At 57.8% G+C, this 23,266-nt stretch carries 21 protein-coding genes; 16 read left to right on the top strand and 5 right to left on the bottom strand.

Annotation, left to right across the window (positions count from 1 at the left end; all coding sequences use genetic code 11):
* Positions 1 to 21: 21 nt before the first annotated feature.
* From phnE to BM205_RS07580, 3 genes are all read left to right on the top strand, one after another.
* On the top strand, positions 22 to 801 hold the full coding sequence (gene phnE, locus BM205_RS07590) for a phosphonate ABC transporter, permease protein PhnE (protein ID WP_254783790.1): 780 nt from the start codon (positions 22 to 24) through the stop codon (positions 799 to 801).
* A gap of 139 nt (positions 802 to 940) precedes the next feature.
* Positions 941 to 1,435 carry a GNAT family N-acetyltransferase gene (locus tag BM205_RS07585; RefSeq protein WP_092413917.1) on the top strand — a complete coding sequence of 165 codons (495 nt, stop codon included), beginning with the start codon at positions 941 to 943 and terminating at the stop codon, positions 1,433 to 1,435.
* Positions 1,436 to 1,505: 70 nt separating this feature from the next.
* Positions 1,506 to 2,357 carry a D-hexose-6-phosphate mutarotase gene (locus tag BM205_RS07580; protein ID WP_175511203.1) on the top strand — a complete coding sequence of 284 codons (852 nt, stop codon included), beginning with the start codon at positions 1,506 to 1,508 and terminating at the stop codon, positions 2,355 to 2,357.
* Between the two features lie 10 nt (positions 2,358 to 2,367).
* Here BM205_RS07580 and fmt read toward each other — a convergent pair whose 3' ends face one another.
* Positions 2,368 to 3,321, bottom strand: a complete 954-nt coding sequence (gene fmt, locus BM205_RS07575) for a methionyl-tRNA formyltransferase (protein ID WP_092413915.1) — start codon at positions 3,319 to 3,321, stop codon at positions 2,368 to 2,370.
* A 99-nt stretch (positions 3,322 to 3,420) separates the two neighbouring features.
* Positions 3,421 to 3,951: a peptide deformylase gene (def, locus tag BM205_RS07570; protein ID WP_092413914.1), complete on the bottom strand. Its 531-nt coding sequence runs from the start codon at positions 3,949 to 3,951 to the stop codon at positions 3,421 to 3,423.
* Positions 3,952 to 4,124: 173 nt separating this feature from the next.
* Between def and BM205_RS07565 the strand changes: the two genes are divergently transcribed.
* From BM205_RS07565 to BM205_RS07510, 12 genes are all read left to right on the top strand, one after another.
* Positions 4,125 to 5,198, top strand: a complete 1,074-nt coding sequence (locus tag BM205_RS07565; RefSeq protein ID WP_092413913.1) for a LysM peptidoglycan-binding domain-containing protein — start codon at positions 4,125 to 4,127, stop codon at positions 5,196 to 5,198.
* 107 nt (positions 5,199 to 5,305) lie between these two features.
* Entirely contained in the window at positions 5,306 to 6,406 is a 1,101-nt protein-coding gene (gene dprA / locus BM205_RS07560; protein ID WP_371326467.1) for a DNA-processing protein DprA, read from the top strand.
* A gap of 146 nt (positions 6,407 to 6,552) precedes the next feature.
* Complete coding sequence (locus tag BM205_RS07555; protein ID WP_092413911.1) at positions 6,553 to 7,032, top strand: Smg family protein; 480 nt, start codon at positions 6,553 to 6,555, stop codon at positions 7,030 to 7,032.
* A gap of 282 nt (positions 7,033 to 7,314) precedes the next feature.
* Complete coding sequence (locus tag BM205_RS07550; RefSeq protein ID WP_092413910.1) at positions 7,315 to 9,957, top strand: DNA topoisomerase III; 2,643 nt, start codon at positions 7,315 to 7,317, stop codon at positions 9,955 to 9,957.
* A gap of 198 nt (positions 9,958 to 10,155) precedes the next feature.
* Positions 10,156 to 11,334, top strand: a complete 1,179-nt coding sequence (locus tag BM205_RS07545) for a pyridoxal phosphate-dependent aminotransferase (RefSeq protein ID WP_092413909.1) — start codon at positions 10,156 to 10,158, stop codon at positions 11,332 to 11,334.
* Positions 11,335 to 11,550: 216 nt separating this feature from the next.
* Entirely contained in the window at positions 11,551 to 12,507 is a 957-nt protein-coding gene (locus tag BM205_RS07540) for a sugar ABC transporter substrate-binding protein (RefSeq protein ID WP_092413908.1), read from the top strand.
* A 118-nt stretch (positions 12,508 to 12,625) separates the two neighbouring features.
* Entirely contained in the window at positions 12,626 to 14,227 is a 1,602-nt protein-coding gene (locus BM205_RS07535) for a sugar ABC transporter ATP-binding protein (RefSeq protein ID WP_092413907.1), read from the top strand.
* Between the two features lie 52 nt (positions 14,228 to 14,279).
* Positions 14,280 to 15,245 carry an ABC transporter permease gene (locus tag BM205_RS07530; RefSeq protein WP_092413906.1) on the top strand — a complete coding sequence of 322 codons (966 nt, stop codon included), beginning with the start codon at positions 14,280 to 14,282 and terminating at the stop codon, positions 15,243 to 15,245.
* Between the two features lie 47 nt (positions 15,246 to 15,292).
* Positions 15,293 to 16,285, top strand: a complete 993-nt coding sequence (locus BM205_RS07525) for a LacI family DNA-binding transcriptional regulator (RefSeq protein WP_092413905.1) — start codon at positions 15,293 to 15,295, stop codon at positions 16,283 to 16,285.
* Between the two features lie 53 nt (positions 16,286 to 16,338).
* Positions 16,339 to 17,253, top strand: coding sequence for a ribokinase (gene rbsK / locus BM205_RS07520; RefSeq protein WP_092413904.1), 915 nt, complete (start codon positions 16,339 to 16,341; stop codon positions 17,251 to 17,253).
* Between the two features lies 1 nt (position 17,254).
* The gene (gene rbsD / locus BM205_RS07515; RefSeq protein WP_092413903.1) at positions 17,255 to 17,647 is read left to right on the top strand and encodes a D-ribose pyranase; all 393 of its coding nucleotides are present in this window, start codon (positions 17,255 to 17,257) and stop codon (positions 17,645 to 17,647) included.
* A 53-nt stretch (positions 17,648 to 17,700) separates the two neighbouring features.
* Positions 17,701 to 17,946, top strand: a complete 246-nt coding sequence (locus BM205_RS07510) for a DUF3717 domain-containing protein (protein ID WP_092413902.1) — start codon at positions 17,701 to 17,703, stop codon at positions 17,944 to 17,946.
* Here the strand turns inward: BM205_RS07510 and BM205_RS07505 are convergent.
* The 3 genes from BM205_RS07505 to BM205_RS07495 all read right to left on the bottom strand — a co-directional run bounded on the left by BM205_RS07505 (position 17,935) and on the right by BM205_RS07495 (position 22,036).
* Positions 17,935 to 19,449: a B12-binding domain-containing radical SAM protein gene (locus tag BM205_RS07505; protein WP_092413901.1), complete on the bottom strand. Its 1,515-nt coding sequence runs from the start codon at positions 19,447 to 19,449 to the stop codon at positions 17,935 to 17,937. The two genes, BM205_RS07510 and BM205_RS07505, sit on opposite strands and share 12 nt — an antisense overlap.
* 163 nt (positions 19,450 to 19,612) lie before the next feature.
* The gene (locus BM205_RS07500) at positions 19,613 to 20,290 is read right to left on the bottom strand and encodes an outer membrane protein (RefSeq protein ID WP_175511202.1); all 678 of its coding nucleotides are present in this window, start codon (positions 20,288 to 20,290) and stop codon (positions 19,613 to 19,615) included.
* A gap of 114 nt (positions 20,291 to 20,404) precedes the next feature.
* Positions 20,405 to 22,036, bottom strand: a complete 1,632-nt coding sequence (locus tag BM205_RS07495; RefSeq protein WP_092413899.1) for an ABC transporter permease — start codon at positions 22,034 to 22,036, stop codon at positions 20,405 to 20,407.
* A 153-nt stretch (positions 22,037 to 22,189) separates the two neighbouring features.
* Here BM205_RS07495 and BM205_RS07490 point away from each other — a divergent pair, with 153 nt between their 5' ends.
* Entirely contained in the window at positions 22,190 to 23,266 is a 1,077-nt protein-coding gene (locus BM205_RS07490; RefSeq protein WP_092413898.1) for an ABC transporter ATP-binding protein, read from the top strand.

The following is a 23,266-nucleotide window of genomic DNA, read 5'->3' as shown; positions in this document are numbered from 1 at the left end:
ACAAGTCCTGTATCTCTGAAAATGCAAAACACGCTCCCTTTACCGCCCAAGCAACCGATTGGCCGGACCTTGTTCTGGGGCGTGTTGCTGGCAGTCCTGATCGCATCGTGGAAGGGCGCCGACATGCGCCCGCTCGAGTTGTTGCGCGACGGCGGCAACATGGGTATTTACGCCGCCAGTTTCTTCCCGCCTGATTTCCACGATTGGCGTACCTACCTGCAAGAATTGCTGGTAACCATACAAATCGCGGTCTGGGGTACGGCGCTGGCGGTGGTGTGCGCGGTGCCATGCGGCTTGCTGGCATCTTCCAATATCGCTCCGGCCTGGGTCAACCAGCCGGTGCGCCGCTTGATGGATGCGGCACGCGCAATCAACGAAATGGTGTTTGCAATGCTGTTCGTGGTGGCGGTTGGCCTGGGCCCGTTTGCCGGCGTGCTGGCACTGTTTGTGGCGACTACCGGGACTTTGTCCAAGCTGTTCTCGGAAGCGGTCGAAGCTATCGACCCGCAGCCGGTCGAAGGGATACGCGCTACCGGCGCCAATGCGCTGGAAGAAATCGTCTACGGAGTGCTGCCGCAGGTGATGCCTTTATGGATTTCCTACGTGCTATATCGTTTCGAAGCCAATGTCCGTTCGGCGACGGTGGTCGGCATGGTCGGCGCCGGTGGCATCGGCGTGATTCTGTGGGAAGTGATCCGCAGCTTCGAATATGCCCAGACTTGTTCCGTGCTGATCATGATCGTGGTTGCAGTAAGCGTGATTGATCTGATGTCATCGCGTTTGCGCAAGCTCTTCATCTAAGTAATTCATTCTGTTTTCGTATACATGATTGGCGCGCAGCCTGCGATTTGTCGCAGGCTGGTCGCGCCATTTTTCTATCCGCGGAATTTTCGGTATAGTCTTTATCCTCTCGAATCAATCCGACACGGAGTAAAGACCCATGACTGCCACCGCTTCCGATCATCCTTTGCCACGCGCTACTGTTACCGTGCGCCAGGCTACCCCTGACGACGCCGAGACCCTGGTAGCGCTGCTGGCCGAGATGGACGATGAACCGACGCGCGCCACGCTGGACGCTGCCGGCGCCCGCCAGATCATGGCCAGGATGGCTGCCTATCCGTATTTCCGGGCATTCCTGGTCTATGCCGACGACGTGGCGGTGGGCACTTTCAGTCTCCTGGCTTTTTGCAGCCTGACCCATGAAGGTACACAGCAGGCCGTGATGGATGCCGTCGTCATCAGCCGCGCATGCCGGGGGCAGGGTATCGGTAGCGTGATGCTGGATCATGCCGTGCGGATTGCTGGCGAGGCAGGTTGTTACAAGATTGCGCTGTCGTCCAATCTGAAGCGTATGGACGCGCATCGCTTCTATGAAAATTTCGGCTTTACGCAGCACGGCATCAGTCTCGCCGTTCGGGTTCCCAAGTCGATATAGTGCACTCGCTTGCGGCAAGCGGGTGCCGCAAGCGGGTGCATAATATGCCCTAGCCACAGGAGACACGATTTTGCCAAATTCAGAAAATCTGCAAGCAACCGACGATTTCATCATTGCAACTGCCGCCGACGGCGCGCAGGTGGGAGTGACGCTGCATGGCGGCCATGTCTGTTCCTGGCGTACACCGGATGGCGTCGAACGTTTGTTCATGAGCCCGTTGAATTCATGGCTTAGCGACAGCGCCATCCGCGGCGGCATTCCGGTGATTTTTCCGCAATTCGCCAGCGAAGGGCCATTGCCCAAGCATGGTTTTGCACGCACCAGCGCCTGGACCTTGCTGGAATCTTCGCGCCAGATAGACGGCAGCGGGCTGATTCGCCTCGGCCTGGCCGATTCAGAGAAAACCCGGCTGGTATTTTCACACGCGTTTGCGCTCGAATTGCGCGTGCAATTTTCCGGTGAGATGTTGAATAGCGAGCTGACGGTGACGAATAATGGCGATCAGCCTTTCGAATTCACCTGTGCCTTGCATACCTACTTGAATGCAGATATTACCGATGCCGCAGTGTACGGCCTCAAAGGCTATCGCTATCGCGACTCTGTCGACAACCGCCGTATCAAGATTGCGGATGAAGAAGTCCTGCATATCACCAAGGAGGTCGACCGGGTTTATTTTGCAGTCGATAAACCGATTACCCTAGGTGGCCGCAAGCAAAGCATGATTGCAACCCAGACCGGGTTTGCCGATGCGGTGGTGTGGAATCCGTGGGAAAACGGCTGCGAGCAAATTGCCGATCTGAAGCTGGATTCTTATCGGCACTTCGTGTGTATCGAGGCTGCCACGGTTGAACATCCAATTACATTGGCGCCGCATACAGCCTGGCGCGGCGCTCAAAATTTGGAATGCGTGTTGATCGCTTAACTGAAATCGCCTAGTCGAATTTCCCGCCCTGCATCGGGAACGCCTTTAAGAACTCAGCCACCGGCAGGCGCTTGCCGCCCGGTTTCTGCAATTCTGTAATACGCAATGCGTCGCTGCCGCAAGCCACGATCACGCCATCTTGCGGATCGGCGCTGATGATCGTTCCCGGCGCGTGCTTGCCATCCGAGGCAACTACTTTTGCCTGCCACAATTTCAAAGTGACTCCAGCGAACGCGGCTGAGGCAGCAGGGAACGGATTGAATGCGCGTATCTTGCGCTCCAGCGCATCGGCTGGCAGTGTGAAATCGAGGGCGGCTTCTTCCTTGCTGATCTTGGCGGCATAGGTTACGCCTTGCTCCGGTTGCGGCGTTGCCGGCAGGGCGTTTTGCTCCAGGCGACGCAGTGCTTCGACAATCATGTCGCCACCGAGTTTTGCCATCTTGTCATGCAGGGTGCCGGTGGTGTCGTCGTCGCTGATCGCCATTTTCTCGATCAGCAACATGGCGCCGGTATCCAGCCCTTGATCCATCTGCATGATGGTGATGCCGGTCTCGCTGTCGCCGGTTTCAATCGCCCTGTGGATAGGGGCGGCGCCGCGCCAACGCGGCAGCAGCGAACCGTGGATGTTGAGGCAGCCGAGCGGCGGGATGTTCAACACACTGAGCGGCAGGATCAGGCCGTAAGCGGCCACCACCATGATGTCGTGTGGCGTCGCCTGCAGCAGTTCATGCGCTTCCCTGGCTATCTCGGGGTACTTGCCGTCCAGCCGCAGCGAGACCGGTTGCGCTACCGGTATCTGATGTTCCAATGCAAATTGTTTGACCGGCGATGCATGCAGTTGCATGCCGCGGCCCGCCGGGCGGTCTGGCTGGGTCAGCACCAGCGGAATCTGATGACCGGCTTCGTGTAAGGCTTTGAGCGCCACGGCGGCGAATTCGGGGGTACCGGCGAAGATGATTTTCATGGGGCGATAGTACAGCAGGAGGCCAAAAACGATCGCGGGACAAACTGCAAGAGTCGCCAGGCGCTTCTTGCAGTTTGTCCCGCAACATGGGAAAGATGCTTATCTGGTAGCGTATTGCTTGTCGCGCTTCTGCTCGCGTTCTTCCTTGAGCATCTTGGCCTTGATCCGGTTGCGCTTCAAAGGCGACAGGTATTCAACGAATACCTTGCCCATCAAGTGATCCATCTCATGCTGGATACATACCGCCAGCAAGCCATCGGCGTCGACTTCAAACGGTTTGCCGTCGGCATCCAGTGCGCGCACCTTGACCCGCGCCGGGCGTTCGACGCCGTCGTAGACGCCAGGCACCGACAGGCAGCCTTCGTCGTAAATCTGTTTTTCTTCGCTAGCCCAGAGAATCTGCGGATTGATGAAAACGCGCAAGTCGTTGCCGGTATCGGATGTATCGATGACCACCAGTTGTTCATGGACATCGACTTGCGAGGCAGCCAGGCCGACACCAGGCGCTTCGTACATGGTCTCAGCCATGTCGGCGATCAATTTTTTGAGCCGAGTGTCAAAAACTGTCACTGGTTTGGCAATTTTGTGCAAACGAGCGTCAGGGTAGCGCAGGATATTTAATAAAGACATACAAGGTTACGTAACAATTTAGGCGATTTGGAAGGGGGTTTCTCTTGCTAGTTCAATCGATTATGGGCAAAATTTGATTCACTATGGCAAGTTTTTTGCTTTGCCTCGATCACAGCCGTGGCGACGAACCAGCTTGTAAGCGCCAATTTAACGCAGTATCCACCGGAAACAATATGAAAAAGTTTAGCACAGCTGCACTCCTTCTTGCTTTAAGCACCGGATTTGGCTTCTCTGGCATGGCTCACGCCCAAGCCGCCAAGACCATGCGTTGTGAATTTTTAGCCAACGCTCCGGATCAGCATGTAGTGGTGCGCGGCGATACGCTGTGGGGAATTTCCGGGAAATTCTTGCAGCATCCGTGGTGCTGGCCGCAAGTATGGGGCTTGAACCAGGACCAGATCCGCAATCCGCACTGGATCTATCCAGGCCAGATCGTTTATTTCGACCGCGCCAACGGCCGTCTGCGCCTTGGTAATACCACCAGCGGCGAACCCGGCCTAGTGAAATTGTCGCCGCAAACCCGCGTGCAAGGTATCGGACGCGATGCGATCACCGCCATTTCAACCGATGCCATCGGCCCGTTCCTGTCGCAACCGCTGATCATTGAAGGCGATGATCTGCACACTGCACCGCATATCGTGGCGGTCCAGGATGGCCATCTGAATCTGGGTAAGAGTGATAAAGCCTATGTACGTGGAGATTTGGGCGACGCTTCTGCGTTCCAGGTTTTCCGTCCCGGCAATCCGCTCAAGGATCCGGATACCGGCAAGGTCATCGCCAATGAAGCGCTGTACCTCGGTACCCTGAAACTGGAGCGCAGAGGCAAGACTCCTGACGAGGCAGCGACATTCAGCGTGGTCGACACCAAGGAAGAAATGCAAGTTGGCGATCGCATCATTCCACGGCCGGTCGAACCGATCCTGAATTATGTGCCGCATGCACCGGCCAGCACAGTCAACGCCCGAGTGGTCTCGGTCTATGGTGGCGTGGCAACTGCTGCGCAGAACCAGATCCTGACCATCAACCGCGGCAAGGCTGACAATATCGATATCGGCACGGTGCTGCAACTGTACCGTTTCGGTAAAACCATTAAGGATCCGGACGATCATAACAACAAGGTCAAGCTGCCGGACGAACAATACGGTACCCTGTTCATTTTCCGCGTGTTCAACCATATTTCGTATGGCTTGATCATGGAAGTACAGAACGCGGTCGATATTGGTGACATCGCCAGATCGCCAGAATAAAGGTAATTGCTGTTAATAAAGATAATCTTCATGACGATGGCGGCGGTATAAACCGCCGCCCTTCCGCTGCAACCAATGCAATCGATGTAGACGAACTGGCAGCCTGGTTGCGTCTCGAGCAGACTGCCGGTGTCGGCGCGGAAACCGCACGTCGGCTGCTGGTTGCCTTCGGCTTACCCGCAAACATTTTTTCATCTTCCTTTTCGGCCTTGCACAAAGTCGTGCCGGAGCGGATTGCCTACGCCTTGCTGGCGGCACCTTCGGACGCTGTCCTGGCACTGACGGCACGGACGCTCGAATGGCTGCAGCAACCCGGTAATCAGTTATTCACCTTGGCCGACAGCGCCTATCCGCAAGCCTTGCTGGATATCACCGATCCACCGCTCATGCTGTATGTGAAGGGGCGCGCCGAATTGCTGGCGCGGCCGGCCATGGCCGTCGTCGGCAGTCGCAACGCTACAGCTCAGGGCATCGCCAACGCCGATCGTTTCGCTGAAATCCTCAGTCAGCGCGGGCTGACCATCATCTCCGGCATGGCTCTGGGAGTCGACGCTGCTGCGCACCAAGGTGCTTTACGCGGTGCAGCAGGCAATCCTGACGGCGGTAGCACCGTAGCGGTAATCGGTACTGGCGCCGATATTGTTTATCCGGCGCGCAATCGCGGCCTGGCGCATCAGATTGCCGAGGCCGGCTGCATCGTCAGCGAGTATCCGCTGGGGATGCCCGGCATCGCTGCCAATTTCCCGCGCCGCAACCGCATCATTTCGGGCCTGGCGCGCGGTGTGCTGGTGGTTGAAGCCGCAGCGCAGTCCGGCTCGCTGATCACTGCCAGGATGGCGGCCGAGCAGGGGCGCGATGTGTTCGCGATTCCCGGTTCGATTCACTCGCCGTTGTCCAAAGGCTGCCATCAACTGATCAAGCAGGGGGCCAAGCTGGTGGAGTCGGCGCAGGATATCCTGGAAGAGCTGAGGCCTTTGCACGGAGTGGAGGCCATTGTTGCAGCGACACCGGTTGCCGAGGCTGTCGGTGGCACCAATCAGGAGTTGCAGGGGTTACTTGCCGTACTCGGGTATGATCCGGTCAGTTTCGACGTTCTGGCGGAGCGCAGCGGCAACGACGCTGGCAGCCTGAACGGCCAGTTGCTTGAGCTGGAACTGGCTGGACTGATTGAAGTTTTGCCCGGTGGAATTTATCGCCGTATCGGCTGATTCGGGCAGCATTGCATAAATCCTGCGATACTTGTATACGTATACAGGACGGTCGGAAGCCCCAGTTTGTCGTTGTTTTCACGGTTACCGTCGTACTTTACCTGTCTTACCTTGTCATATTCTTACCTTAGCGATACAGTAGAACCATGTTTGAAGTCCTTGTTTATCTGTATGAAACTTATTATCGGCCCGACGCCTGTCCTGAACCGGAGGCTTTGGTCAAGAAGCTGTCGGCCATCGGCTTTGAAGAAGACGAAATCACCAAGGCGCTCGGCTGGCTGACCGACCTGGCAGAAACCAACCACGAGTTCGCCGATAAATACCCGCAGCAAACCGCTTTTTCTTTTGGCATCCGCATTTATGCTCAGCAGGAAATCGACGTGCTGGGTATTCCTGCGATTGGTTTCATCCAGTTCCTGGAGTCGGCCAAGATGCTCAACCCGGTGCAACGCGAGATTGTCATTGAACGCGCGTTGTCGGTCAGCGAGACGCCGGTCCCGCTCGATAAACTCAAGGTGATCGTGTTGATGGTGCTATGGAGCCAGGGCAAGGAGCCGGACGGCTTGATGTTCGATGAACTGTTTATCGACGAAGACGACGATCCTGAGCCACGCCAGCTGCACTAAACGCTGCTTACACCTGCCGCAGGCTGGCCAGACCGAGGTCACGGCGCTTGCGATTTTTCCAACAACCCGCTTATCATTGGCCGCATTAATGCGGCGCAGGCTGTGAAAATTTGTTGCGAGTTACTGCAACGAGTTTGCTGATGGGTTTGCTGCTGGGTTTACTGATATATTACGGGAGATTTCCCGTCGGCAACTAAATTTACAGACTGCCACTTACGTGCAAAAGCAAAAACATGCGCTCTTTATCCTTAATTTGATGCGCGTAACTTTCGAGACAACACTATGAGCAAGACCCTCATCATTGCTGAGAAACCATCTGTCGCGAACGACATCGCGAAGACGCTCGGCGGCTTCACCAAGCACGATGAGTACTTTGAATCCGACGAATACGTCCTGTCATCCGCGGTCGGCCATCTGCTGGAAATCGCCGTTCCTGAAGAATACGACGTCAAGCGCGGCAAATGGACTTTCACCCATCTGCCGATGATTCCGCCGCACTTCGCGCTGAACCCGATTGCCAAGACCGAGTCGCGCCTCAAGGTGCTCAACAAGCTGATCAAGCGCAAGGATGTCACCGCACTGATCAACGCCTGTGACGCCGGGCGTGAAGGCGAGCTGATTTTCCGCCTGATCGCGCAATATACGAAAGCCAAGCAGCCGGTCAAGCGGCTCTGGCTGCAATCGATGACGCCGGGCGCGATACGCGACGGTTTCACTCATCTGCGTGAAGACAAGGACATGTTGCCGCTGGCCGACGCTGCCCGCTGTCGCAGCGAAGCCGACTGGCTGATCGGCATCAACGGTACGCGTGCAATGACTGCCTTCAATTCGAAAGAAGGCGGTTTCTACCTGACCACTGTCGGCCGCGTGCAAACGCCGACCTTGTCGATCGTGGTCGACCGTGAAGAGAAGATCAAGAAATTCGTATCGCGCGATTTCTGGGAAGTGCGCGCAGAGTTCGTCTGCGCCGCCGGTATTTACGAAGGCCGCTGGCTCGACAGTGCGCACAAGAAGGATGAAACCGATCCGGAAAAACGTGCTGAACGGCTGTGGAGCAAAGCCGCCGCCGAATCTATCGTTGCCGCCTGCCGCGGCAAGCTTGGCAACGTGCGCGAAGAGTCGAAACCGACTACCTCGATGGCGCCGGCACTGTTCGATCTGACCAGCCTGCAGCGCGAAGCCAACTCGCGCTTCGGCTTCTCCGCCAAGAACACGCTTGGCCTGGCGCAAGCGCTGTACGAAAAACACAAGGTACTTACCTATCCGCGTACCGACTCGCGTCACCTGCCGGAAGATTACCTGAGCACTGTCAAGCAAACGCTGGAAACGGTGTCGGAGAACAATAACTATCAACAGTTCGCTGCACAGATCCTGAACAAGGGCTGGGTCAAGCCGAACAAGCGGATCTTCGACAACACCAAGATCAGCGATCACTTTGCGATCATCCCGACAACGCAGGCGCCGAAGAATTTGTCGGAACCGGAGCAGAAGCTGTACGACCTGGTTACCCGCCGTTTCATGGCAGTATTTTTCCCGGCCGCCGAATTCCAGGTAACTACCCGCTACACCGAAGTGTCCGGCCATCAGTTCAAGACTGAAGGCAAGGTCATGACGAATCCGGGCTGGCTGGCGATCTACGGCAAGGAAGCCGCGGATGAAAAGGATCCGGAAAACAGCGGCACGCTGGTTGCCGTGGCCAAGGATGAAAAGGTCAAGACCGACAAGATTACCGCCAACGGCCTGGTCACCAAGCCGCCTGCGCGCTACACTGAAGCGACGTTGCTGTCGGCGATGGAAGGCGCGGGGAAATTGCTGGACGATGGCGATCTGCGTGAAGCCATGGCCGGCAAAGGCCTCGGTACGCCAGCCACGCGCGCTGCCATCATCGAAGGTTTGCTGAACGAAAAGTACCTGCTGCGTGAAGGCCGGGAAATGATACCGACCGCCAAGGCATTCCAGTTGATGACCTTGCTGCACGGCCTCGGCGTGGACGAGTTGACCGAGCCAGAGCTGACCGGCGAATGGGAACACAAGCTGTCGCAGATCGAGCGCGGCACCATTAGCCGTGAAGAGTTCATGCGCGAAATCGCGCAGCTGACCCAGATCATCGTCAAGCGCGCCAAGGAATACGATAACGACACGATCCCCGGCGACTATGCGACCTTGCTGGCGCCGTGTCCGAATTGCGGCAGCGTGGTCAAGGAAAACTATCGTCGCTTCGCCTGTACCAAATGCGAATTCTCGATGAGCAAGACGCCGGGTAGCCGTCAGTTTGAAATTCCTGAAGTCGAGGAATTGCTGACCAAGCGCACCATCGGTCCGCTGCAAGGGTTCCGCTCGAAAATGGGCCGGCCGTTTGCCGCTATCCTGAAAATCAGCCGCGACGAAGAGATCAAGAACTTCAAGCTTGAATTCGATTTCGGCCAGAACGACGGCGAAGGCGAAGATGGCGAGGGTGTGGATTTCACCGGCCAGACCGCGCTTGGTCCATGTCCGAAGTGCGCCAGCGGCGTCTACGAAATGGGCTTGGCCTATGTCTGCGAAAAAACCGTGGCCAAACCGAAAGCTTGCGATTTCCGCAGCGGCCGCATCATTCTCCAGCAAGAGATCTTGCCGGAGCAAATGGTCAAGCTGCTCAACGACGGCAAGACCGATTTGCTGCCAGGTTTCATTTCGCAGCGTACGCGGCGTCCGTTCAAAGCCTTCCTGGTCAAGGGCAAGGATGGCAAGGTCAGCTTCGAGTTTGAAGAACGCAAAGCCAAGGCGCCAGCCAAGGGCAAAGCAAAAGCGGCTGCAGTCGAAGGGGAAGATGGCGAGGCGGCGGTGGTAGCGAAAAAGCCGGCAGCCAAGAAGCCCGCAGCCAAGAAACCTGCCGCTAAAAAGGCAGCGCCCAAGAAAGTAGTCGCCAAGCGCAAAGCTGCATAAGCGTTGATTTACTTCAGAAGAAGCCGCTCGTTGAGCGGTTTTTTTATTGCTGCGACGATCACTCGACGACTGGCTTGGTGATTTCGCCGTGCCACGGCTCTGCATGCTTTCGGCTACACTTCCTGACATGCATTGTTGTCGCCAGCCAGCTTTCGCCGGCATTGGTTTTCGCTCAATTACCGCTTACCGGATATTGCCATGCCTTTGGATCATCCTGCCGTTGCCCGCGCCGTGGTGCGCCAACTTGAGGCCTCGCGCATCCGCGAGGTCGCCAATGTCGGCATGGGCCGTGACGACGTATTGCCGTTCTGGTTCGGCGAGCCGGATCAGGTGACCCCGAGCTTCATTCGCGATGCGGCCAAGGCCGGACTCGATGACGGCGACACGTTCTACACCCACAACTATGGCATCCCGCCTTTGCGCGCGGCGATTGCCAGTTATTTATCTGCTCTGCACCAACCGGTAGACGCTAGCCGGATAGCGGTCACTTCCTCCGGCGTATCGGCACTGATGGTGTTGTCGCAGCTGATCATCAACCCCGGCGATCGGGTGGTGGCGGTGACGCCGCTGTGGCCGAACGTTGCCGAAATCCCGAAAATCCTCGGCGCAGAAGTAGTACGCGTGGCCTTGCAGTTCGGCCAGACCTGGGAACTCGACTTGCAGCAATTGCTAGACGCTTTGACGCCGGACACCCGAGCAGTCTTGCTGAATTCGCCGAACAATCCAACCGGCTGGGTCATGCCGCGCGAGCAGCAGGAAATCGTGCTGGCGCACTGTCGCCTGCACGGTATCTGGATTGTCGCCGACGATGTGTATGAGCGGCTGGTGTACACCGAGCAGACTGATGCGCCGCAGTGCGCGCCATCCTTCCTGGATATCGCCGTTGCCGACGACAGGCTGATTTCATCCAACAGTTTTTCCAAGTCCTGGCTGATGACCGGTTGGCGGCTCGGCTGGCTGGTGGCGCCGCCGACGCTGATGACGGATATCGGCAAGCTGATCGAGTACAACACTTCTTGCGCGCCGGGCTTCATACAACGCGCCGGCGTCGTCGCCATCGAGCGCGGCGACGAAATCATCGGCAACACGGTGGCCCGTTATCGTGCAGCGCGCGATTTCCTGTATCAGCGCTTGAATGCCTTGCCGGGGATTACGGCGCCGCGGCCGAAGGGCGCGATGTATCTGTTCTTCCGCGTCGACGGTGTCGACGATAGCCTGGCGTTGTGCAAGCAACTGGTGCGCGATGCCGGGCTGGGCCTGGCGCCGGGTAATGCCTTCGGTCCCGAAGGCGAGGGTTACGTGCGTTGGTGTTTTGCCAGTTCGCTGGAGCGTCTGGAAGATGGCGTGCAGCGCCTGGAGCGCTACCTGTCGGCCTGATCAGGCCCCGACTTAAAGATCAAAATTTCTCCAAAATGGCCTCCCAGGTAAGTTTATTGTTGTTTTGTCAATCAGTGCGACGACCTTGAATTTTCCCCGGATCTGGTGCTATCATCAGAGCGCGCAAACGTTTGCGCGTTACAAATGATGGCATGCCGACCCGAACGGATATGCTGTTCAACGACGCATTTAAAAACAATTTTCAGGAGACTTTTGATGAACACCCGTATCCGCCTCAAGCTGATTGCTGCCACCATTCTCGTATGTGCATTGCCTTCTTTGCCGGCGCTGGCGCAAACCGCCGCCAAACCTAAGGTTGCGCTGGTGATGAAATCGCTGGCCAATGAATTTTTCCTGACCATGGAAAACGGCGCCAAGGAACATCAGAAAGCCCACGCCGCGCAATACGACCTGATTGCCAACGGCATCAAGGATGAACAAGACACCTCGAACCAGATCAAGATCGTCGAACAGATGATCGTTTCCAAGGTCAATGGCCTGGTGATCGCTCCCGCCGATTCGAAAGCGCTGGTGCCTGTCATCAAGAAAGCCATCGACGCCGGCATCATCGTTGTGAATATCGACAACAAGCTGGATGACGCCGCGCTCAAGGAAAAAGGCATCACCGTACCGTTCGTCGGTCCGGATAACCGCAAGGGCGCCAAGCTGGTCGGCGACTACCTGGCCAAGCAAATCAAAAAGGGCGACAAGGTCGGCATCATCGAAGGCGTGTCCACTACCATCAATGCGCAGCAACGCACCCTGGGCTTCCAGGACTCCATGAGCGCAGTTGGCGCGAATGTGGTTGGCGTGCAATCCGGCCAATGGGAAATGGCGCCGGGCAACCAGATTGCCGCCGCCATGCTGAATGCGCATCCGGACATCAAGGCATTGCTGGCTGGTAACGACAACATGGCCCTGGGCGCGGTCGCTGCCGTCAAGGCTGCCGGCAAGACCGGCAAAGTGCTGGTGGTCGGCTACGACAACATCAACGCCATCAAGCCGATGCTGAAGGATGGCCGCGTACTGGCGACAGCCGATCAGTTTGCTTCGCAACAAGCGGTGTTCGGTATCGAAACGGTATTGAAGGCGATTACCGACAAGAAAGCTCAGAACACACTCGGCGGCACTGTTGAAACCAAGGTCGCGCTGGTGACCAAAGACAGCAAGTAATTAACGGTAACTGCGCAACGTAATTGCGGGACAGGGTTGAGGAGCCGCCAAGCCAGGCGTGTGGTGGATTACCCTGTCCCCAATCAGCTTAAGTAAAGCTGTCATGGTGGAGGACAGAATGTCCAACGAATTCATTGCGGCGCACCAGTCTGAGGTGCGTGCCGCTGCATCCGCAGTTCCTTTATTAAGCTTGACCGGAATTGGCAAGACCTATGTCGAACCGGTATTGAGCGACGTCTCAATCAGCATCAGTCCCGGCCAGATACTGGCCCTGACCGGTGAAAACGGCGCCGGCAAAAGCACACTGTCGAAAATCGTCTGCGGCCTGGTAGATGCAACCACGGGCAGCATGCTGCTCGACGGTCACAGTTATCAGCCGGGTTCGCGCAAGGAAGCTGAGCATCTCGGTATCCGCATGGTGATGCAGGAATTGAACCTGATCCCGACCCTGAGCATTGCCGAAAACCTGTACTTCAACCAGCTGCCGCACCGCTTCGGCTGGATCGACAAGGCCGCGCTGGCACAGGCTACGCGAGTGCAGATGGCGGCAGTAGGCATGGCCGATATCGATCCCTGGACGCCTGTCGGCGAACTGGGCGTGGGCCATCAGCAAATGGTGGAAATTGCGCGCAACCTGATCGGCAGCTGCCGCTTGCTGGTGCTGGACGAACCTACCGCCATGCTGACCAACCGCGAGGTTGAACTACTGTTCACGCAGATTGCGCGACTGCAGTCGGAAGGCGTCGCCATCATCTATATCTCGCATCGGCTGGAAGAATTGAAGCGGGTAGCCGACCGTATCGCCGTATTGCGCGATGGCCAGCTGGTATGCGATGACGCTATCGGCGGCTACAGCACAGACGCGCTGGTGCAGCTGATGGTCGGTCGCGCCGCAGAAGCCGAGCTTGACCTTGGCCATCGCACCATCGGCGCACCTTTGTTGCGCGTGCGCGATATTGGCCGCGGCGCAGTGGTTGCGCCAACCTCGTTCGATTTACGTGCCGGTGAAATTCTAGGCGTCGCCGGCTTGATCGGCTCTGGCCGTACCGAATTGCTGCGCCTGATTTTCGGCGCGGATCGTGCCGACCAGGGCGAAGTATTCATCGGCGATCAAACGCAAGCGGCGAAAATTTCATCGCCAAAAGAAGCCATCGCAGCCGGCATCGCCATGATCACCGAAGACCGCAAGAGCCAGGGATTGCTGCTGTCGCAATCGATCGGACTCAATACCACGCTGGCCAAGCTGTCCTCGGTCAGCAAGCTCGGGGTGCTGGATCCGCAGGCCGAAGCCGAGGTCGCTGACGATTACATCAAGCGCTTGCGGATCCGCTCGCGCAACGGCCTGCAGGCAGCGGGAGAACTTTCCGGCGGCAACCAGCAGAAGGTGGTGATCGCGCGCTGGTTATATCGCGATTGCCCGATCATGCTGTTCGACGAGCCGACCCGTGGCATCGATATCGGCGCCAAGTTCGATATCTACAAATTGCTGGCTGAACTGTCGCGGCAAGGCAAGGGCTTGTTGATCGTTTCCAGCGACTTGCGCGAACTGATGCTGATTTGCGACCGCATCGCAGTGATGAGCGCCGGCAAACTGGTCGACACCTTCGAGCGCGGCGAATGGAGCCAGGAGAAGATCCTGGCGGCAGCGTTCAGCGGTTACGTGAATGGCAATGGCAGCGGCAGCACCTCTGCAGATTCAACAAACGCACAAGCCGCCTAAAGTGCACCTGAAGCGCTCCGCAATAGCGCCGCAATCAACATAATCGAAAATCATGACAACTCTATCCTTTACCCGAAGCATCTCCGGCCTGAAGAATTACCTGGGCCTGATCGGCGCGCTGCTTGCCATGTGCGTGCTGTTCTCTTTCTTAAGCGAAAATTTCCTGACCGCAGCCACTTTTACAACTTTGTCCAACGACATTCCAACGTTGGTGGTGATGGCAGTCGGCATGACCTTTGTGTTGATCATCGGCGGTATCGATCTCTCGGTCGGTTCGGTGATGGCGCTCGCGGCTTCGGTGCTGTCGATGGCGATGGTGCGCTGGGGCTGGCCCTTGTTTGCGGCGGCCGTGCTGGGCGTGTTCGTGGCCAGCCTGTGCGGCATGGTGACCGGTTTGATTTCGGTCGGCTGGCGGATTCCTTCGTTCATCGTCTCGCTGGGCGTGCTGGAAATGGCGCGCGGCCTGGCTTATCAGGTGACCAATTCACGCACAGAATATATCGGTAGCGCAGTGGATGGCATCAGTTCGCCGATCTTGTTCGGCATGTCGCCGGCCTTCCTGTCCGCTATCGTGATCGTCATTGTCGGCCATCTGGTATTGACCAAGACCGTGCTGGGACGCCACTGGATCGGCATCGGCACCAATGAAGAAGCGGTGCGCCTGTCCGGTATCAATCCACGGCCCAGCAAGGTACTGGTGTTTGCGCTGATGGGTTTGCTGGCCGGTGTTGGCGCGCTGTTCCAGGTATCGCGCCTGGAAGCGGCCGATCCGAACGGCGGCGTCGGCATGGAGCTGCAAGTGATTGCGGCGGTGGTGATCGGCGGCACCAGCCTGATGGGCGGGCGTGGCTCGGTGATCAGCACTTTCATCGGCGTCTTGATTATCTCGGTGTTGGAAGCCGGCCTGGCGCAAGTCGGCGTCAGCGAGCCGATGAAACGCATCATCACCGGGCTGGTGATTGTTGCGGCGGTGGTACTGGATACTTATCGCCGCCGCGGTGAGCGTTCAGCCCATTGATTTATACATTAAGCTACGGCTCCGCAATCAGGCATTGAGTAAATAATATGGCAACCATCAAGGATGTGGCGCGCACGGCCGGAGTCTCATACACCACGGTTTCGCACGTCCTGAACCAGACCCGCCCGGTCAGCGCCGATGCCCGGGCACGGGTATTGGCGGCGGTGGAATCGCTGGCTTACGTGCCGAGTGCGCTGGCGCGGTCGCTGAAAAGCAAGGCTACCGGCAGTATCGGCCTGATTATCCCGAACAACACCAATCCGTATTTTTCAGAAGTGGCGCGCGGTATTGAAGACAGTTGTTATGCTGCCGGCTACAGCGTCATCTTGTGCAACTCGGATGACGACCCGGCCAAGCAACGCGATTATCTGAACGTGCTGCTGACCAAGCGTTGCGATGGCCTGATCGTGGCTACGCTGGCGCAAACCGATGGCGAACTGCTGCACAAGATGAAGGTGCCGACCGTACTGTTGGATCGTGCGCCGAAAGACATGGCGATCGATCTGGTGGCGGTTGACAATGCCGCCGGCGGTGCGCTGGCGGCGGCGCATCTGCTGAGCCTGGGGCGGCGTCGCATTGCTTGCATCGGCGGCCCGCAAGACATCGCCATTTCGCGTGAGCGGATTGGCGGCTTGCGCCAGACTTTGCTGGCCGCAGGTGCCGAATTGCCTGAAACCTTGCTGGCCTACGCCGATTTCACCAGCGCCGGCGGTTATCTGGCGGCGCGCAATCTGCTGGCTTTGTCGGAAGCGCCAGATGCGATTTTCTGCTGCAACGATCTGATGGCGATCGGTGCTCTGCGCGCTGCGGCAGAGCGCGGCATCGCGGTGCCTGAGGCGCTGGCGGTGGTGGGTTTCGATGATATCGACCTGGCGCAGTTTGTCCATCCGACTTTGACCAGTGTGGCGCAGAATACCCGTAGGCTCGGACAACTTACCGCCGAATGCCTGTTGCAGCGGATTGCGACACCAGACCGTCCCTTGCAGCGGATTTCGATTGCGCCCGAATTGCACATCCGCGACTCGACTGTAAAGCCGTGACGGCTTGAACTTTAGTAACCTTATTTGAGTAACCCTTACTTTTAAGAACACACATGATCGTCATCATCGGCAGTATCAACATGGACCTGGTGCTACGCGTGCCGCGTATGCCGCATCCCGGTGAAACCTTGTCCGGCGGCCGCTTCCAGACCATCTCGGGCGGCAAAGGCGCGAATCAGGCAGTCGCTTGCGCGCGCCTCAGCGCCGATAGCGTGAAGGTGGCGATGATCGCCTGTCTCGGCGACGATGCCTTTGGCGCAGAACTGCGCGCCGCATTGCGCAACGACGGCATCGACGATAGCCATGTCAGCACAATTGAAGGCGAAGCTTCAGGCGTAGCCTCGATTCTGGTCGATGCCGGCGGCCAGAACAGTATCGTACTGGCCGCCGGCGCCAACGATGCGCTGAGCCCGGCCCATATCGATGCTGCACGCAGCTTGATCGAGCAGGCGCGCATCGTCGTGCTGCAGTTGGAAACGCCGTTGGCCACGGTGCGCCATGCGATCAAGCTGGCGCATGGACTTGGCAAGATCGTGGTGTTGAATCCGGCGCCGGCGCAAGCTTTACCTGCCGATTTGCTGGCGCAGGTGGAATATCTGATTCCGAATGAAATCGAGGCCGCCATGCTGGCTGGCTTGAGCGCTGCAAGTCTGGATAATGATGCTGCAATCGAAGCAGCTGTCGCCAAATTGCGCGCCGCAGGCAGCGCCAATGTGCTGGTCACGCTGGGTGAGAAGGGCGTCTATGCCGCGCTATCGTCGGGCTCTATCCATTTTGCCGCGCAGCCGACCAGGGCGGTCGATACCACCGCCGCCGGCGATACCTTCATCGGCGGTTTTGTCGCCGCGCTGGCCGAAGGCCGCAGCGAAGCCGATGCCATTGCCTTCGGTCAACGCGCGGCAGCCTTGAGCGTGGCGCGCATCGGTGCGCAAACCTCGATTCCTTATCGTCACGAACTGGAAGCTTGAGATGAAGAAAAGTCCGTTATTGAATATCGCGCTGTCGCAACTGATCGCATCGCTGGGCCACGGCGAAAGTATCGTGATCGGCGATGCCGGCTTGCCGGTGCCGTCCGGCGTGCCGCTGATCGATCTGGCGCTGACGCGTGGCGTACCCGGCTTCATGGTGACCTTGCAAACGGTATTGACTGAAATGCAGATCGAACATCATGTGCTGGCCGATGAGTTGCCGCTGCACAGTCCGCAACTGGCGTTACAGATCGAGGCGCTTGGCCTGGCTGATAAGCGAACCTTGTCGCATGCCGATTTCAAGCGTATGACGCAGAGCGCCAAAGCCGTTATCCGCACCGGCGAGTTCACGCCTTATGCAAACATCATCCTGGTCGCTGGCGTAGTATTTTGATAACAATTTGCTCAAATACCTGACAAGAACCTCCCGGCAGGTACAATAAAGCCATGAATATCTCAATGCCCGAACTGGAACAAGCCATTAATTACTGGCGCCTGCAACGGCCTGCGGTAGGGGAAGAGTGCGCATTGTCACCCGAGGTCAATGCGCTCGCCGACGTGTATGCCTTGATGATCATCAATCACAGCAGCAGCGTCGCGCTGGCCTCCATGGGCAGCGTTGCGCAGCAATTGATCGGCGCATGGCGTCAAACCATGCTGGATGTCAGCACCAGCAACCAATCAATGGGCTAGATGCCGTGCCTGGCGCTTCGGTGCAACCAGGCCCTCAGGTTTGACAGCGAGTTGCGGCAAATCCGTTTGTTTGGCCGCTTTGCCCGCGTAGTCCGTACTGAGCACAGCGTTGACCGCACTCTCGCTCATTCCCTGCAAGCGTAACCACTGGCCGACCAGGCCCGCCAGCCGATCCAGCGCGATCCTGTGGGTGGCGTCGGTCTTGCCGTATAGCCAGTCGGAAAACGCCATGAAATTATCGAACGGTGTCTCGCCCAGCAAGATCGGCAGCGTATGGGCGAAGCGGCCTGAATTGGCGACCAGATCCCAGTAACGTGAGAAACGTTGCAGGCGTTGCATGGTCGGGAAGTCGATCTTGTTGGTCGCCAGGATGGTATAGGGCGGATGCGGATCGAAGATCAGGCCGTAGGGTTCGGTATGGCGAATAATGGGAGTACCGCGCAAGCGCTTGAGGATCCCGAACTGGATTTCATGCGGCTGCAGCTCTACCAGGCGATCGAAGCCACGGGCGAAGCTGGCGACATCTTCACCCGGCAGGCCGGCGATCAGGTCGACATGCAGATGCGCCTGCGATTGCTGTATCAGCCAGCGAATGTTCTCTGCAGCTTTTTCATTGTTTTGCTTGCGGCTGACCAGCGCCTGCACTTCCGGATTGAAACTCTGGATACCGATTTCGAATTGCAGTGCGCCGGGTGGGAATTGCGCGATCGACTCTTTCAATGCATCCGGCAGATGATCCGGCACCAGCTCGAAGTGGGCAAACACCGGATCGTCCGGATTGGCCGCTAATTTGTCGAGAAAGAATTGCAGGATCTTGAGGCTGGTCTTGACGTTCAGGTTAAACGTGCGGTCGACGAATTTGAACAATCGCGCACCGCGCGCATACAGCGATTCCATCTCAGCCAGGAAATTGTCGAGCGCAAAAGGCCATGCAGTCTTGTCCAGCGCCGACAAACAAAATTCGCACTTGAACGGACAGCCGCGCGAGGCTTCCACATACAAGGTGCGATGAGCGATGTCGTGGTCGCTGTACAAGCTATACGGCAAGACGATATCGGCCATCGGCGGCTGTACGCCGACGTGGACTTTCATCAGAGGTTTCGGGCCATGCAGGATCTGCCGGCATAGCTGCGGCAAGGTAACGTCACCCCAGCCGGTCACCAGATAATCGGCGAGCTGGACGATCTGTTGTTCTGCAGATTCGTAGGACACTTCCGGTCCGCCCAGGACGATCACCATGTCCGGCGCCACCCGTTTCAGCATCGCCACCACCTTGGTGGTTTCCTCGATATTCCAGATATACACGCCGAAGCCGACGATGGTCGTGCTGGTATCAGCCTTGTGCGCAAGCAGTTTCTCGACGATATCGGTGGTTTTGGCGCCGATGACAAATTCATGCAGCTGCGTGGCGTCACGCAGATCGCCCATGTTCGCTTGCAAATAGCGCAGCCCGAGAGAAGCGTGGGAGTAACGCGCGTTAAGCGTGGACAGCAAGATTGTCATAATTGGCTAGCGGAAAGATTGGCGGCAGAAACTGCAGAATGCGCCATTTTACGCCCCAATCTTCGCCGACCGCCCAATCAGCAATTTCGCATTCCTGCGAAATTGGAAATCTGATTGGATTGGCCAGCCGATAATTTAGCCGATGAGTCAAGCGATAAGGAAATCAGAAACGGGCGCGCAGCTCCAGGAACAGATCGCGCTGGCTCAATTTGCCATTCAGTTGTTCATCGCGGGCGGATGCAACATTCGCGAAGTCGTTGAGGCCGGTCTTGATCTTGCCCATGTCGGTATAGCGATAACCGACGCCGAGGGTGACCTTCTTGCTTACATGATAATCAGCACCGACACCAAGGCCGTAGGCAAAATTGGTTTGTGATTTCTGGTCGAACGGGCGTCCCGGATTACCTTGGAAACCGTCGGCCTTGATCATTGCCAGACCAGCGCCAACCGTGCCGTACAAGGACACTTGGTTATTCAGCGGTAAATCCTTGTAGCCGTTGACCATCAAACGTTGCGACTTGGTTTCCATGTGCTGGACGTTGGCGCTGAAGGGCGACCAGAAGCTGTTGAATTGCGATTTTTGCGGTGCTGTATATTCCGCTTCGACACGCCAGTCGGCTGGCAACGCGTAACCCAGTGCGATAGAGGCGCCACCGCTGCGAGCGGTGCCTGGGCCGGAGAGCATTTGCTGTGCGCGGACGCTGTACGGTTGCATGTCCGTAAGAGACTGCTGCGCACTGAGAGCCTTGACGGATACGTAGACGTTGTCGAGATTGTTCGCGTGGGCGGTAGAGGCGAGGAGACCTGTTACGGTCAAGGCAAGTAGGATTCGGCGATGCATTATTTTCCTTAAAGACGTAATTGATAAAAAGACAATATTAAGTTTTAAATAATACATCGCTTATGATCTTTTTGACAAATATGAGGAATTCCGTAGACGTTTTTGAGACGTTTCCTATGCGCGCCTGGTTAATGCTTTAGTAACCAACAACACGGGGATCAACCCCACCGCGACAATGGTCAGCGCCGGCAGTGCAGCCTCGCCAAGTCGCTCGTCGCGCGCCAGGTTGTGGGCGATCACCGCCAGGGTATCGGTGTTGAACGGCCGCAGTAGCAGGGTGGCAGGCAATTCTTTGACGACATCTACGAACACCATCAGGAACGCGGTCGCCATCGAACGCCACAACAGCGGTGCGTGCAAGATGCGGGCGATACGCCAGCCGCTGCTGCCGAGGGTGCGCGCTGCTTCGTCCAGGGTGGCCGGGATGCGGGCGTAGCCAGCTTCGATCGACTGCACTGCGACTGCGCTAAAACGCACCAGATAGGCGTACAAGATACCGAGCGAGGTGGCCGTCACCAGGATCCCGACCTGGTTTTGCGGCGCAACCGCTTGCAGCCATGCCAACGGCAGCAGGATGCCCACCGCGATGACGGAACCGGGCACCGCATAGCCCATCGCCGCCATCCGCGTCACCAGGCGCAGTAGCCAAAGTTTGAACGGCGGTAAATTGCGCGTCCGTTGCACATAGCTGAGCGCCAGCGCCACCGCTACTGCCAGTATTGCGGCGATGGCGCCGAAGCGGAAGCTGTTCCAGGCCCAGTCCGCATAGCGCAGCAGATCGACGCCTTGGTTCAGGTACGGATCGTCGCTCTGATGCAGGAATTCGTTCCACATCAGACGCAGCAGGATCAGTACCGGCAAGATGAAGCCGAGTATGATCGGCAAGCCGCAGATCAGCCATGCCAGCAGGCGCTGGCCGTCGCGCAGGGGTGTGAGCCGGGTTTCCTGCGCATCGCTGCGTTGTCCGCGCACGCTGGAAAAGCGCAGACGCTGCTGGCCCTTGCGTTCGACCCACAGCAACAATGCGACGATTGCCAGCAATACCGATGCCAGTTGTGCTGCCGCCATGTGACTGTCCATGACTAGCCAGGCCTTATAGATGCCGGTGGTGAAAGTACTCAGGCCGAAGTAAGCGCCAACGCCGTAATCGGCCAGCGTTTCCATCAACGCCAGTGCTGCACCGGCCATCAGCGCCGGCCGCGCCAGCGGTAACGCCACACGGCGGATGCGCGCAGCTAAAGGCGTGCCCAGCAAGCGTGCGGCTTCCATCAGATGCACGCCGCGTTCGTTCAAGGCATTGCGCGCCAGCAGGTAGGTGTACGGATAAAGCGTAAAAATAAACAGGAAGATGGCGCCGGGCAGGCTGCGTATTTCCGGCAGGCGCAAGCCTGGGATGAGTTCGCGCAAACTGCTTTGCAGCAAGCCGCTGTATTGCAGGAAATCGGTATAGGCATAGGCCGACACGTAGGCCGGCATCGCCATGGGCAGCAACAGCGCCCACTGGAAAAAGCGGCGGCCGCGGAATTCGAACAGGCTGACCGTAACTGCCGTAGCGGCGCCGACAATCACGACGCCGGTGGTCACCGCCAGCGCCAGCCAGGCGGACGTGCCCAGGTAAGCCGGCAACACCGTCCGCATCTGTTGCGATAGCAGATCAAGCGCCGCGGCATCCAGCTGTAGCCAGGCGGCGACGATGCCGAGAATGGGGAGAGCGATCAACAGTGCGATTATGGCGATCAGTGGCATGTGTACGAAAGAAGGGAAATGCTGGATTTGAATGAGAGTGCTGTAAACTACGACACTGCGTACGAAAACTCGTAGAGAACTTCGACTTGAACGGCAGGCAAGCGTTCATCCCGAACCAGCCGAATTGTAACCAGCTTCATGTACTCTTTCCCCATGTTCCTCACTCTCGATCAAATCAGCGTCAGTTATCCAGGTGCACCGGCGCCGGCGGTGGAGGCCGTGTCGCTGCAGCTTGCGGCGGGCCAGCTTGGCGTGCTGATCGGCCCCTCGGGCAGCGGCAAGACCACTTTGCTGCGTTCGATTGCGGGCCTGGAGCAGCCGCAGAGCGGCAAGATCGCCCTGGATCAGGTCGTGCTGGACGGCCCGCAAACCAGGATCGACGCCGAACAGCGCCGCATCGGCATGGTGTTCCAGGATTTCGCCTTGTTCCCGCATCTGAATATTGCTGCCAACGTCGGCTTCGGTTTGCACACGATGTCGCGTTCGCAACGCGTGCGGCGGGTCGAAGAAATGCTGGCCCTGGTCGGGCTGGAAGGTGCGCAGGAAAAATATCCGCATCAATTGTCGGGCGGTCAGCAACAACGGGTGGCCTTGGCGCGGGCCTTGGCGCCGGAGCCGCGTTTGCTGCTGCTGGATGAGCCTTTTTCCAGCCTGGACGTCGAGTTGCGCGAGCGTCTGGCGCAAGACGTGCGGCAGATTCTGAAGCACGCCGGCATTACGGCGCTGATGGTGACCCACGATCAACTGGAAGCCTTCGCCATCGGCGATGTGGTTGGCGTGATGCAGCACGGTCATCTGCAGCAATGGGCGACGCCTTACGATTTGTATCACCGTCCGGCGACACGTTTTGTCGCCGATTTCATCGGCCTCGGAGTGTTGGTGCCGGGCCGTCTGATCGACAGCGGCGGCCGGCTCGCGGTATCGACAGTATTGGGCGATCTGCAGGATATCAGCGCAACGGTGTTGCAGGCGCTCCAGGTTCACGGACGCGATCCGTTTGACGTATTGCTGCGCGCCGATGATATCGTGCATGACGATGCTTCCCCGTTCAAGGCGCGGATCAAGCGCAAGTCTTTCCGCGGCGCGGAATTCTTATACACGCTGCAACTGGCGAGCGGCCAGGAGTTTCTGGCATTAGTGCCATCCCATCACGATCATGCGATCGACGAGTGGATCGGCATCAAACTGGATGTGAGTCACGTGGTGACCTTTCCTTTATCAATTGCATGA

This window comes from Collimonas sp. OK307, from assembly GCF_900113705.1.
Lineage (GTDB): Bacteria > Pseudomonadota > Gammaproteobacteria > Burkholderiales > Burkholderiaceae_D > Collimonas.
Note: the sequence above shows the minus strand (reverse complement) of the source record. Positions and strands in the feature narration are given on the sequence as shown.